This window comes from Luteimonas salinisoli, from assembly GCF_013425525.1.
In the GTDB taxonomy this organism is placed as follows: Bacteria; Pseudomonadota; Gammaproteobacteria; order Xanthomonadales; family Xanthomonadaceae; genus Luteimonas; species Luteimonas salinisoli.
Map to the genome: position 1 here is coordinate 67,599 of NZ_JACCKA010000082.1, position 13,177 is coordinate 80,775.

11 protein-coding genes are annotated in these 13,177 nt (G+C 69.8%); 3 read left to right on the forward strand and 8 right to left on the reverse strand.

The window, feature by feature from the left end; translation table 11 throughout:
* The first annotated feature begins 26 nt into the window (after positions 1 to 26).
* Positions 27 to 485 carry a cell wall hydrolase gene (locus H0E84_RS14735; protein ID WP_180679405.1) on the forward strand — a complete coding sequence of 153 codons (459 nt, stop codon included), beginning with the start codon at positions 27 to 29 and terminating at the stop codon, positions 483 to 485.
* Positions 486 to 582: 97 nt separating this feature from the next.
* Here H0E84_RS14735 and prpC read toward each other — a convergent pair whose 3' ends face one another.
* Genes prpC through prpB form a run of 3 tightly spaced genes read right to left on the reverse strand, consistent with a single transcriptional unit; the run spans position 583 to position 3,151 of the window.
* Positions 583 to 1,743: a bifunctional 2-methylcitrate synthase/citrate synthase gene (gene prpC, locus H0E84_RS14740; RefSeq protein ID WP_180679406.1), complete on the reverse strand. Its 1,161-nt coding sequence runs from the start codon at positions 1,741 to 1,743 to the stop codon at positions 583 to 585.
* Entirely contained in the window at positions 1,740 to 2,267 is a 528-nt protein-coding gene (locus H0E84_RS14745; RefSeq protein ID WP_180679407.1) for a GNAT family N-acetyltransferase, read from the reverse strand. The genes prpC and H0E84_RS14745 overlap by 4 nt, the downstream gene beginning before the upstream one ends.
* Entirely contained in the window at positions 2,267 to 3,151 is an 885-nt protein-coding gene (gene prpB, locus H0E84_RS14750) for a methylisocitrate lyase (protein ID WP_180679408.1), read from the reverse strand. The genes H0E84_RS14745 and prpB overlap by 1 nt, the downstream gene beginning before the upstream one ends.
* Before the next feature lie 127 nt (positions 3,152 to 3,278).
* Here prpB and H0E84_RS14755 point away from each other — a divergent pair, with 127 nt between their 5' ends.
* A complete protein-coding gene (locus H0E84_RS14755) occupies positions 3,279 to 4,541 on the forward strand; it encodes a citrate synthase (protein ID WP_180679409.1) in 1,263 nt (420 codons plus the stop codon).
* A gap of 63 nt (positions 4,542 to 4,604) precedes the next feature.
* On the forward strand, positions 4,605 to 6,005 hold the full coding sequence (locus H0E84_RS14760; protein ID WP_180679410.1) for a M14 family zinc carboxypeptidase: 1,401 nt from the start codon (positions 4,605 to 4,607) through the stop codon (positions 6,003 to 6,005).
* A 127-nt stretch (positions 6,006 to 6,132) separates the two neighbouring features.
* Here the strand turns inward: H0E84_RS14760 and prpE are convergent, their stop codons facing one another.
* From prpE to H0E84_RS14785, 5 genes are all read right to left on the reverse strand, one after another.
* Positions 6,133 to 8,034 carry a propionate--CoA ligase gene (gene prpE, locus H0E84_RS14765; protein ID WP_180679411.1) on the reverse strand — a complete coding sequence of 634 codons (1,902 nt, stop codon included), beginning with the start codon at positions 8,032 to 8,034 and terminating at the stop codon, positions 6,133 to 6,135.
* A gap of 251 nt (positions 8,035 to 8,285) precedes the next feature.
* Complete coding sequence (locus tag H0E84_RS14770) at positions 8,286 to 10,019, reverse strand: phospholipid carrier-dependent glycosyltransferase (RefSeq protein WP_180679412.1); 1,734 nt, start codon at positions 10,017 to 10,019, stop codon at positions 8,286 to 8,288.
* Between the two features lie 219 nt (positions 10,020 to 10,238).
* A complete protein-coding gene (locus tag H0E84_RS14775; protein ID WP_180679413.1) occupies positions 10,239 to 11,225 on the reverse strand; it encodes a malate dehydrogenase in 987 nt (328 codons plus the stop codon).
* A 42-nt stretch (positions 11,226 to 11,267) separates the two neighbouring features.
* Complete coding sequence (locus H0E84_RS14780) at positions 11,268 to 11,624, reverse strand: glutaredoxin family protein (protein WP_180679414.1); 357 nt, start codon at positions 11,622 to 11,624, stop codon at positions 11,268 to 11,270.
* Between the two features lie 14 nt (positions 11,625 to 11,638).
* Complete coding sequence (locus H0E84_RS14785; protein WP_257644236.1) at positions 11,639 to 12,790, reverse strand: aminotransferase class I/II-fold pyridoxal phosphate-dependent enzyme; 1,152 nt, start codon at positions 12,788 to 12,790, stop codon at positions 11,639 to 11,641.
* Positions 12,791 to 13,177: the final 387 nt, after the last annotated feature.

A 13,177-nucleotide genomic window follows, 5' to 3' on the forward strand; every position in this document is an offset into this window, starting at 1 on the left:
CGCAACGGAGCAAGGAGTCCGACCCGATGAAGCTGGCCTGGATCCTCTGGCTGACCTCGATCCTGCCGCAGCCCGCGGCCGATTCGCTGTGCCTGAGCACCACCCTGTACCTCGAGGCCCGCGACCAGTCGCCGCGCGGCCAGCAGGCCGTGGCCGAAGTGGCGCTGCGCCGCCAGGACAGCGGCCTGTGGGGCGATTCGATGTGCGAGGTGGTGACCGCGCGCAAGCAGTTCGCCCCGACGATCGTCTCCCCCCGTACCCGCCTGGGCAATGCCGAGGCGTGGTCGCAGGCGGTCACCGTGGCGATCGAGTCGCAGCGCAACTGGGCGCTGCCGCCCGGGGAGCGCAACGAGATCGTGCCCGGCGCCAGCCACTTCCTGGCCCATGCGATCGCCAGCCCGAGCTGGCGCAACGCCTATCAGGTGGCCACCATCGGCGACCACACCTTCCTGCGGGTGCAGTCGCTCCGGCCGCGCAAGTCGTAGCGCATCCGGCGAGGCCACCGAGCTAAAAGAAGGGCCGCGCGGTGCGCGGCCCTTCTCTTCGTCTGCGTCGCGACACGCCCTGGGGCGCCCGTGTCCCTCAGGAACGGCGGTCGATCGGCACGAACTCGAGGTTCTCGGGCCCGGTGTAGTTGGCGCTCGGGCGGATGATCTTGCCGTCGATGCGCTGCTCGACGACGTGAGCCGCCCAGCCGCTGGTGCGCGCGATCACGAACAGCGGAGTGAACATCGCCGTCGGCACGCCCATCATGTGGTAGCTCACCGCGCTGAACCAGTCGAGATTGGGGAACATCTTCTTGGCGTCCCACATCGCCGTCTCCAGGCGCTCGGCGATGTCGAACATCCGGGTGTTGCCCTGCTCCGCCGACAGCTCCTTCGCCACCTGCTTGATCACCTGATTGCGCGGATCGCCGGTGGTGTAGACCGGATGCCCGAAGCCGATGATCACTTCCTTCCGTTCCACCCGCGCACGGATATCGGCCTCGGCCTCGTCCGGGGTTTCGTAACGCTTCTGCACCTCGAACGCGACCTCGTTCGCGCCGCCGTGCTTGGGGCCGCGCAGCGCGCCGATCGCGCCGGCGATGCACGAGTGCATGTCGCTGCCGGTGCCGGCGATCACCCGGGCGGTGAAGGTGGAGGCATTGAATTCGTGCTCGGCGTACAGGATCAGGCTGGTGTGCATCGCCCGCACCCAGTTGGGCGAGGGCTTCGTTCCGTGCAGCAGGTGCAGGAAGTGGCCGCCGATGCTGTCGTCGTCCGTCTCTACCTCGATGCGGCGGCCGTTGTGGCTGAAGTGGTACCAATACAGCAGCATCGAGCCCAGCGAGGCCATCAGCCGGTCGGCGATCTCGCGGGCGCCGGGATGGTTGTGGTCGTCCTTCTCCGGCAGGGCGCAGCCCAGCACCGAGACGCCGGTGCGCATCACGTCCATCGGGTGCGCCGAGGGCGGCAACTGCTCGAGCGCGCCCTTGACCGCCGCCGGCAGCCCGCGCATCGCCCGCAGCCGGGTCTTGTACGCCTCCAGCTCGGCCATGTTCGGGAGCTTGCCGTGGACCAGCAGGTGGGCGATCTCCTCGAACTCGCTGCTGGTGGCCAGGTCGAGGATGTCGTAGCCGCGATAGTGCAGGTCGTTGCCACTGCGGCCGACGGTGCACAGCGCGGTGTTGCCGGCGGCGGTGCCGCTCAAGGCCACGGACTTCTTCGGCTTGAAACCGGCCGGGCTCGGGGTGGCGTCGCTCATCGGGTGTCTCCTTGGTGTTCGCGCCGCGGCGAAGCGGCGGCGCTTGCGTGATCGGGGCAGCGGGCGGGCTGCAGCTCGAGCTTGAAACCGGTATGGGTGGGCGCGAAGCCCAGCCGCTCGTAGAAGCGATGGGCATCGGCGCGGCTGCGGTCGGAGGTCAGCTGGACGATGGCGGCTCCCGAGGTACGGGCATGGTCGACCGCGTGCTTGAGCAGCTCCTCGCCGACGCCCTGTCCCCGGCAGCGGCTGGCGACGCGCACGCTCTCGATCAGCGCGCGGGTGGCGCCCCTGCGGCTCAGGCCGGGAATCAGCGTGACCTGGCAGACCGCGTTGACGCCGGCCTCGTCCTCGCCCACGGCCAGGTACTGGCGGGCGTCGATGGCGATCGCCTCGAAGGCGCGGACGTAGTGGTCGGCACCGGGATCTTCCGGCGTCTCGCGCGCTGCCCCCAGCGGGTCGTCGGCCAGCATCGCCACGATCGCCGGCAGGTCGTCGCGCCGCGCCCGGCGGAAACGCACGGCCATCAGCGCCCGCCGGCGAACAGCGCGTCCAGCTGCTGCTCGTAGGCGTGATAGCCGATGCGCTCGTAGAGCTCGTCGCGGGTCTGCATGGTATCGACCACGGCCTTCTGGTGACCGTCGCGGCGGATCGCGGCGTAGACGTTCTCGGCGGCGCGGTTCATCGCCCGGAACGCGGACAGCGGGAACAGCTGGATCGCCACGCCGGCGGAGGCCAGCTCGTCGCGGCTGAACAGCGGCGTGGCGCCGAACTCGGTGATGTTGGCCAGCACCGGGACCTTCACCGCGTCGACGAAGCGGCGGTAGGTGTCGAGGTCGTGGGCGGCCTCGGCGAAGATGCCGTCGGCGCCGGCCTCGACGCAGGCGAGCGCGCGCTCGATCGCCGCATCCACGCCGTCGACCGCGATCGCGTCGGTGCGGGCGATCAGGAAGAAGTCCGGGTCGGTCTTGGCGTCCGCGGCGGCCCGGACGCGGTCTGCCATCTCGGCCGCCCCCACGATCTCCTTGCCGGGTCGGTGACCGCAGCGCTTGGCGCCGACCTGGTCCTCGATGTGGCAGGCGCCCGCGCCGGCCTTGATCAGCGACTTCACCGAGCGCGCGATGTTGAACGCGCTGGGCCCGAACCCCGTGTCGATGTCGACCAGCAGCGGCAGGTCGCAGACGTCGGTGATCCGGCGCACGTCGACCAGCACGTCCTCGAGGGTGTTGATGCCCAGGTCCGGCAGACCCAGCGAGCCCGCCGCCACGCCGCCGCCGGACAGGTAGATCGCGCGGTAGCCGGCGCGCCTGGCCAGCAGGGCGTGGTTGGCATTGATCGCGCCGATCACCTGCAGCGGCGACTCGGCGGCGAGGGCGGCGCGGAAGCGGGCGCCTGCGGAAGCCTGGCTCATCGAATTCCTCCTGGAGCGACCCCGGGGCGGACGGCGGTGGCCGCGCATCGCGCCGGTGTCGGGCGGACACAATCTGGCACCGATCCACGTATTGATCAATCTTGATGGAAGCAATCAATATGTCGGCATGCATCCCGAATTCGTCTCCGCGCGCGAAGCCTGCGCCATCCTCGACATCGCCCCGGCGACGCTGTACGCCTACGTCAGCCGGGGACTGCTGGAGTCGCGGCCCGGCCCGGACCACCGCAGCCGCGTCTACAGTCGCCAGGACCTGCAGCGGCTGGCCCGCCGCAAGCGCGCCGGCCGCGGCGCCGCCGGCGGCGCCGCGCAGAGCCTGGACCGCGGCCTGCCGGTGCTGGAGACCCGGATCTCGCTGATCCAGCCGGACGGGCCGTACTACCGCGGCCGGTCGGCGGTGACCGCGGTGCGCGACGGCGCGACGCTCGAGGACGCTGCGCGGCTGCTCTGGGACTGCGGCGCGGAGGATCCTTTCGCCGCTCCGCCCGCGGAACGCTGGCCCGCGCGGGTTGCGGCGATCGCCCGGGATGCCGCGCTCCCGCCGCTGGAGCGCGCGATGGCGGCGATCCCGCTGCTGGCGCTGGACGTACGCCACTCGTTCAACTCCGCCACGTCCGTGCGCCGCGAGATCGCAGCGCTGCTGCTGCGCCAGAACGCCGCCCTGCTGGTCGCCGAACGGCCCTCCCCCCACCCGATACACGCCCTGCTCGCCCGCTGCTGGAAGTCGCGGGATGCCGCGTTCGCCGATCTCGTGCGCGCGGCGCTGGTGCTGTGCGCGGACCACGAACTCAACGTCTCGGCGTTCGCGGCCCGGGTGGTGGCATCCACCGGTGCGCACCTGCACGCGACCGCTTGCAGCGGGCTGGCCGCCCTGTCCGGGCCGCGCCACGGCGGCGCGACCGCGCGCGCCTACGCGCTGATCGAGGACGCGCTGCCCTCGCCGTCTCCATCGGCGCTGGTCGCCTCGCGCTGGCGGCGCGGCGACGACCTGCCCGGGTTCCGCCATGCCCTCTACCCCGACGGCGACCCGCGGGCCGCGGAGCTGCTGCGAATGCTGCGCGAGGCGCGCGGGCGCAACCGCACCATGCGCCGCATCGACGGGCTGGTCCGCTGCGCCGAGGACATCAGCGGCCAGCGTCCCAACATCGACTTCACGCTGGCGGCGATCTGCCACGTCCACGCGCTTCCGGCGACGCCGGCACTGGTGCTGTTCGCCGCCGGGAGGCTCGCCGGCTGGTTGGCGCACGCGCTCGAGCAGCAGGCCGACGGCCGGCTGATCCGGCCGCGCGCGCGATACGAGGGGGATCGGCCGGAACGGACGGGCGGGAGGAAGTCGCACCCGCGTCCGGACTCCGCGGCCGCCGTCGATTGACATCGCTTCCCCGTGCGCCGACGCTGCGGACCGTCCTCTCCCCTTCCGCTTCCGGTGCCCGCGATGCGCTTTCCGGTCAGGCTGTACCCGCTCGCCCTGTTGCTGGCCGCCATGGCCGGCACCGCCTGCGCCACGACATCCGCCGATCCGGATCGGCCTGGGCCGGACGCGACGCCGGTGCCCGCGCCGCCCGCGTGGCTGGCCGGGCTGGAGCGCCGCTACGACCGCGACTTGCGCGTGCCGGGCCTGGAAACGCGCACGTTCTCCCCCGAACAATGGTGGGAGGTGGCCATGCCGCTGCTGGCGGACGACCGTGGCTTCACCGTGGAGGACGCCGGGCGCAGCGCCGAGGGGCGTCCGTTGCGGCACATCGCCTGGGGCGAAGGCGGCGCGCGCGTGCTGCTGTGGTCGCAGATGCACGGCGACGAAAGCACGGCTTCGATGGCGCTGGCCGACCTGTTCCGCCTCCTCGGGGAGTACCCGGACCATCCGCTGGTGGAGCGTCTGCGCCGGCGGACCTCGTTGCACTTCCTGCCGGTGATGAACCCGGACGGCGCTGCCCGGTTCCAGCGACGCAACGCCCAGGGCATCGACATCAACCGCGACGCGCGTGCGCTGGCGTCGCCGGAGGCGCGGGCGCTGAAATCGCTGCGCGACCGCCTGCAGCCGGAATTCGGCTTCAACCTGCACGACCAGCGCGTGGGCTATCGCGCCGGCGACTCGGAGCGCGGCGTGGCGATCGCGCTGCTGGCGCCGCCCTACGACGCGAGCGGCGGCATCGATCCGGTACGCGCGCGCGCGATCGAAGTGGCGGCGGTGATGCGCACGGCGCTGGAGCCGTACATCGCCGGCCGCATCGCGCGCTGGGACGACAGCTTCAATCCGCGTGCCTTCGGCGACCTGATGACGCAGTGGGGCACCAGCACCGTGCTGGTGGAATCGGGCGGCATCGAGGGCGATCCGCAGAAACAGGCGTTGCGCAAGCTGAACTTCCTGGCGCTGGCCGCCGCGCTGGACGCGATCGCGAGCGGCGGGCACCGCGGGATGCCGCACGCGCTCTATGCCGACCTGCCCGAGAACGGCAAGGACTGGCCCGACCTGCTCGTCCAGGGCGGGATACTCGCCGCGCCCGGTCTGCCGGCGGCGCGCGCCGACCTGCTGGTGAGATTCGAGCAGCCGCTTGCGGGGCGCGGGGGCAGGATCGCCGACGTCGGCGACCTGGCCGGGACCCGGGCGCGACGCGTGATCGATGCCAGCGGTCTGTTCATCGTCCCGATCGGCGGCGGGACCGGGCCCGACGCCGGCTCCGGCTTCGACGATACCCCCGGCCCGCCGCGAATCGCGCCGGGCGAGCCGGCGCGCATCCACCTCAGTCGGGATCCGCAAGGGCGAGACATCGTCTGGACCCTGGCGGAGGACATCGATCCCGCGCACCCATACCCGGCGGTCGCGGACGGCCTCTAGGGCGATCCGATTCGTAGAGCGGAGCTTGCTCCGCTGCCCCGGGGTCGAAGGTTTTCGAGGAGAAGCAGCGGAGCAAGCTCCGCTCTACGGGTCCGTCCGGGGCGCGGCAACGAGCAAGGGCGGCGCCTCAACTCCCGGAGTCGGCGTCCCTCGCCAACGCACGCTTCACGTCCTCCAGCGCGCCCGGATCGTCGAGGGTAGACAGGTCGCCCGGGTCCTGGCCCTGCGAAAGCGCCTGCAGCGAGCGACGCAGCAGCTTGCCCGAGCGCGTCTTCGGCAGCGCGTTGACGATGTAGACCCGCGCCGGGCGCGCCACCGCACCGAGCGAGCCATCGACCGCGCGTTTCATGTCGCTCGCGGCCCGGTCGCGCGCGGCCTCGTCCGCCTGCGGATCGCGCAGGGTCGCGAACACCACCGGCACCTGGCCCTTGACCTCGTCGGCGACGCCGACCACCGCGGCCTCGGCCACGGCCTTGCACGAGGACACGGCCTCCTCGATCTCGCGCGTGCCCAGGCGGTGGCCGGCGACGTTGATCACGTCGTCGGTGCGGCCGAGGATGAAGGTGTAGCCCTCGGCATCGCGGATCGCCCAGTCCAGCGAACTGTAGACCAACTCCCGGAAGTGCGAGAAATAGCTCGCCAGGAAGCGCTCGTCGTCGCGCCAGACCGTGGTCATGCAGCCGGGCGGCAGCGGCGGGTCGATCACCAACACGCCTTTCTCGCCCGGCGCGGCCTCGCCGCCGCTCGTCTCGTCGATCACGCGCAGGCGATAGCCCGGCACCGGCAACCCGGGCGAGCCGAACTTCACCGGCTTCATCTCCACACCAGGCATCAGCGCCAGCACCGGCCAGCCGGTCTCGGTCTGCCAGTAGTTGTCGATGACGGTCTTGCCGATGCCGTCGGTGATCCAGTGCGCGGTCGATTCGTCCAGCGGCTCGCCGGCCAGGAACAGGTACTGCAGCGCCGAGAGATCGTACTTCGTCAGCCACGCCGGGTCCTGCTTCTTCAGCACGCGAATCGCGGTGGGCGAGGAGAACATCGTGCGCACCCCGTACTTCTCGCAGATGCGCCACCAGACGCCCGGATCGGGACTGGTCGGCAATCCCTCGTAGAGGATCGACGTAGCGCCGGCGACCAGCGGCCCGTACACGTTGTAGGAATGCCCCACCGCCCAGCCCACGTCGGAGGTGGAGAACATCGCCTGGCCCGGACGCACGTCGTAGATCGACCACATCGACAGCGCCATCGCCACCGCGTAGCCGCCGACGTCGCGCTGCACGCCCTTGGGCTTGCCGGTGGTGCCGGAGGTGTAGAGCAGGTAGCTGGGCTCGTTGGACTCGAGCCACTCCACCGCTACCACGGCGCCGGCGTGGCGCGCGCTCAACTCGTAGTAATCGAGGTCCCGGCCCTCCACGCGCGCATTGTCCGGATCCAGGCCGCGCCCTACGATCAGCACGTGCGGCGGCGGCGCCTGCGCCTTCGCGCAGGCGGCATCGACCAGCGGCTTGTAGGGGATGACCTTGCCGCCACGCATGCCGGCGTCCGCCGCGATCAGCAGCTTCGGCTCTGCGTCGTCGATGCGCAACGCGAGGTTGTGCGCCGCGAAGCCTCCGAACACCACCGAATGGATCGCACCGAGCCGTGCACAGGCCAGCATCGCCACGGCTGCCTCGGCCATGTTCGGCATGTAGATAACCACCCGGTCGCCGCGGCCCACGTCCAGCGACTTCAGCACCGCGGCGAATTCGTTGACCTCGCGGTAGAGGTCGCGGAACGTCAGCTCGCGGGTCTTGCCGGTCTCGGTGGAGATCGCCACCAGCGCCAGCTGGTCGGCACGCTCCGCGAGGTGGCGATCGACCGCGTTGTAGCAGAGGTTGGTCTCGCCGCCGACGAACCACTTGCGGAACGGCGGGTTCGAATAGTCGAGGATCTCGTCCGGGCGCCGATGCCAATGAATGTTGCGAGCCTGATCGGCCCAGAAAGCTTCCGGTTCCTCGATCGAACGACGGTAGAAATCCCCATAGGTCATGGCGGGACCTCGCTTTTGCCGCCAGCGTAGCCCGCGGGGAGGCCCCTGGGTCCCAGACTTTGGTCTAGTCCACCGCCAACCAGCGCTCCAAGGCGGCCCCGGGGCGGCCCCGGGGCGGATCGGCGCAGCCCCGCGGCCAAGGGATCGGAGCCATCAAGCGGCTTTCCAAGGTCCCGTGCGAGATGCTCCTCGTACCCGGCATCGTTGCGTTCGGCACCTCGGCGCGTGTCGACGGCTCCGCCCCCCCGCACCTACTCGACGCGACCCGCGGGCGCGGGCGACACCAGGTACACGTGGGCGTCAGAATCGGGCTCATGTCCGCTGGGACGGCGCTCGTGCCCCTCGGGCGCGGACAATGCCGATGCATGCTCGTGGAGCAGTGAGCGCTGCGTCGCATACTGCCGCGGCAGCCACCACCATCGCCCGCCGTCTTGCTTTGCGCGCACTCCATAGCGGCCAACCTTCTCCGCCACCAACTCGCCTTCTGCAACTCGCCGGGCGATAACTCCAGCCACTGTGCCAACATCGGGCTGCTTCAAAAAATCTCCGTGCCCCACAGCCAGCACCGGACGAGAGATCGTGGACGGATCCGGGTAGCCGAACCACCCATGCAGATCGTCCCGATCACGTATGGAGGCGACCAGCTGAGGGTGACTCTCGCCAATATCGGAAGCCAGCAGCGCGCGGCATCGATTCAGGTCGGTGGTCCATCCGCTGCCGACATCCACCACGGGGACGTCCGGATAGCGGCTCCCGATATCGAAAAGCGCAATCTCGAAGGCCTCTTTCGCGTCGGCGGCATAGATCAAGCCGCGCTGCTCGTGACCGAAATACGGTGCGCTTCCGAGGACGACCAGCGCCGGGAGCGCAGCGAAGCCTGCCGCCGGCAAGCCGCGGCTGCGCAAACGGGGCGCGGCCACGGATATCCACATCCTGCCGACGAGCAACGTTGCGGGCACGATACAAAGCGCGTAGTAGCGCTGTTGTATGACAGGCAGCAGGTACTCGCTCAACGAGGCGGTCCCGAATGTGAAATACGCCAACGGCCATGCCCAGAAGCCGACTACTCCAAGCCACGTGAGCATCTCGCCCGTCGCCAGACGCCCGCGCAAGGCTTCCCACACCAGCCGTATCGACGATATCGCCGCAACAACGAACAGCAGCGACGTGTGGAGACCGAGCTGTCCGGCGAGCGTCCGCAACCTGGCGATGGGCGTCCGCCCCTGGATTTCTGCGAACCCACCGAGATCGTGAGGGACCGCGAGACTGGCAACGCTCGAATGCCACTGTCCGGCCGTTGCGCGGAACACGAGGGCTTCGAGCAACAGCACGCCCATGAGCCCGAGCCCCAGCCCGCCGAGATCGACGAGTGCGCGCCCGGAGTTCCGCTTGTTCGCCAGCCGCACGCAGAGAAAGACCAGGGGGACAACGAGGACGACCGCGCTGCTCTCCTTGATTGCGAAACCCGTGGCGATGCTCGCGCCGAGCATCGTCGCTGAAGCCACGCTGTCGAATCGACCGCGCGACTGTTGCGCCTCCGCCCAACGGCAAAAAAAATAAAGCGCTGCGGCGAGAAAGAAAGATGCCGGAACGTCCGGCAGCAGGCCTCCGGAGTAGAGATACAGCGCTGGCTGCAGCAGCGCGAGAAGTGCAACGGCGGCGGCTCGCCAGGGCGACCAGAACCGCCTCGCTATCGCAAAGGCGACGAGTGCTGTGCCGACATAGAACAAGCTGTAGACGGCAATCGAAACGTCGACGCTCGATGTGAGCGCGTAGACCACCGCTGCCGGGAGAAGCAGAGCGACCCTGCGCTCCGCCAGCGAGCCGATCGACACGCTTTCGCCAATGGCGATCTTGATCGCTCCGATCATGTACCTCGTATCGTCGCTGCAAAGCAGCCCGGTGTAGTACAGCCAGGCCATCGCGATCGAAGCGGTGAAAGTGGCGGCGAGTGCCGCGAGGCGTCGTTCCCCCGCTCGATCCATCGTTGCCTCCGTGACCACGACTCGGTCTCGCCGATCAGCTCGCTTCGCTCGAATGCGACCTCAGGTTAGCTCGCCTTCGAAAGAGGCCAGCCGACCCACACCGCCTGCGGACCGAGCTCGGGGACGGCGGCGATCACGCAACCGCACCTCCCGCTCCGAAGTTCCCGGAGCTGAAACAGCCCCAGGAGCTCCCCTGGGCGCCCGGGCCCGGCCAGCGCGTCAGTCGAGCAGATGCGCCACACCCGCACGCTCTTCCTCGAGCTCCGCCAGCGTCTTGTCGATGTACCGCTGGCTGAATTCGTCGATCGGCAGGTCCTTCACCAGGGTGTACTCGCCGCCCGCCGTGATCACCGGAAAGCCGAAGATCACGCCTTCCGGAATCCCGTAGCTGCCGTCCGAGGGAACGCCCATCGTCACCCACTTGCCGTCGCTGCCGAGCAGCCAGTCGCGGACGTGGTCGATGGCGGCGTTGGCGGCCGAGGCGGCCGAGGACAGGCCGCGGGCCTCGATGATCGCCGCACCGCGCTTGCCCACGGTCGGAATGAAGGTGTCCGCGTTCCACTCCTGGTCGTCGATCGCCTCGGCGACCGGCGCGCCGTCGGCGTTGGCGAAGCGGTAGTCGGGATACATGGTCGGGCTGTGGTTGCCCCAGACCACCAGCTTCTCGATGCCGCCGACCGGCTTGCCGAGCCTGGTCGCCAACTGGCTCAGCGCCCGGTTGTGGTCCAGGCGCAGCATCGCGGTGAAGTTCTTCGCCTGCAGGTCAGGGGCCGACTTCATGGCGATGTAGGCGTTGGTGTTGGCCGGGTTGCCGACCACAAGCACCTTGACGTCGCGACTGGCGACCTTGTTCAACGCCGCGCCCTGGGCGGTGAAGATCTTGGCGTTCTCCAGCAGCAGGTCCTTGCGCTCCATGCCCGGACCGCGCGGTCGCGCGCCGACCAGCAGCGCGACGTCCGCGTCCTTGAAGGCCACTTCCGGATCGTCGGTGCCGACCATGCCGGCCAGCAGCGGGAACGCGCAGTCCTCCAGCTCCATCATCACGCCCTTGAGCGCGGCCTGGGCCTTCTCCATCGGCAGCTCGAGCAGCTGCAGGATCACCGGCTGGTCCTTGCCCAGCATCTCGCCGGAGGCGATGCGGAACAGCAGGGCGTAGCCGATCTGGCCGGCGGCACCGGTGACGGCGACTCGGACGGGCGTCTTCATGGGGAAGTCCTCTCGGTATTTTGGGGATGCGGGGCCATCGCGTCAGTACACGCGATAGCCGAGGGGCGCGAGCCGCGCGTCGAGCGCGGCGGTATCGTAGCCGCGCACCACGTCCTGGCCGATCACCGTCACCGGCACGCCGCGGGCGCCTAGCGCGCGCATGGCGCGGTCGCCCTCGGCGGTGTCGATGTCGAGCACGCGATAGCGCACGTTGGCCGGTTCGAAATCCTTCTGCTGCCGGCGGCAATACCCGCACCATTCTGCGGCGAGCATGACGATGCCCTTCTCGCCGCTGGCGTTGCGCGGGTCGTCCGGATGCAGCTTGGCGGCCTCCGCGCTGCGAAAATGCAGGAACGCCCCGGCCCCGGCCAGTACCAACAGGATCATCAGCACGCGCATGGTGCGGCTCCGGCTCAGGCGAGTTCGGCGAAGAATTCCCGGATCCGCTCCAGCCCCGGGCCCAGTTGCGGCGTCGGGCAGGTGTAGCTGATCCGCATCGCCCGCGGCTCGCCGAACGCGGAGCCCGGAACGCAGGCCACGCCCTTGGCGTCCAGCAGCGCGGTGCAGAAATCGACGTCGTTGGCGATCTCCCGGCCCTGGTGGCGCTTGCCGAAGGCGACGCTGATGTCCGGGAACACGTAGAACGCGCCCTGCGGTCGCGGACAGACGATGCCGGGGATCGCGGTGAGCACCTCGAGCACCTGGTCGCGCTTGGCCTGGAACTCGGCGCACTTTTCGCGCGGCACGTCCTGCGGCCCCGACAGCGCGGCTACGCCGGCGGCAGAGACGATCTCCGGCACGTTGGTGATGTGGTTGGAATTGAGCGTGGTGACCGCCTGCGCCACCGCTTCCGGCCCGGCCATCAGCCCCAGCCGCCAGCCGGGCATGCCGTAGGTCTTGGACAGCGAGTCGAGGAAGATCACCCGGTCGCGCAGCTCGGGGCGCGCGTGGACGAAGTTGTGATAGCCGACGCCGTCGAACACCATGCGGTTGTAGATGTCGTCGGTGATGATCCACGTCTCCGGGTACTTCACCAGCACGTCGGCCAGCGCGGCGATCTCCTCCTTCGTGTACACCATCCCGGTCGGGTTGGACGGGTTGTTGAACAGAAAGACCCGCGGCTTCTTCTCCATCGCCGCGTCCAGCTGTGCAGGCGTCAGCTTGTAGTCCTGTTCGGCCGGACACGGCAGCAGCTGGATGTCGGCGTTGAGGATCTCGCCGACGTCGACGTAGCTGGTCCAGTACGGGGTCGGGAAGGCGAAGCCGTCGCCCTCGTCGAGCAGCGCCTCGGCCAGGTTGTAGATCAGGTGCTTGGCGCCGACGCCGGTGGCGCAGTTGGCGCGGGTATAGCCGTCGAGGCCGATCTCGGACATGTGGCCCAGGAAGGCATCGAGCAGCGCATCGGCGCCGCGGTTGCTGCCGTACTGTCCCGAATCGTGCTCGAGGGCCTCGCGGGCGGCGGCGTAGACGTGTTCACCCGGCAGGAAGTTGGGCACGCCGATCGAGAAGCTGATGATGTCCCGGCCTTCGGCCTTCAGGCGCTTGGCCTTCTCGGCGACCTGCATGATGGCACTGGGCTTGGCGCGACCAATGCGCCGGGCAAGCTGGGGCATCGCTGGACCTCTCGGGAAGGGCGGGAAGACGCGCGCGGACCGGGTCTGCTGCGGCGCGGAATTTTAGCATGGCCGCGCGGTGGGGCCGGGATGTCGGGAAGTCCGGCAACGTCGCTCTGATCCGGGGCCGCCCGCTGGGCGGCATGCCGTCTCCGCCGTCCCGGGCGTCCCAGCCATGTCGGCTGGAGGAAGCGGCGGGTTCGCGGGTTTCGGTGCCAGCGGCGCCCGGGCCGGAATAGGCTCCCCGGCTCGGTCGGGCCATCCATGGCCCGGCTCGCCGCCGCAGACCATCCATGGTCTGCTGTCCGCATATCCCGGCCCGGGCGCCGCATCGGTCAT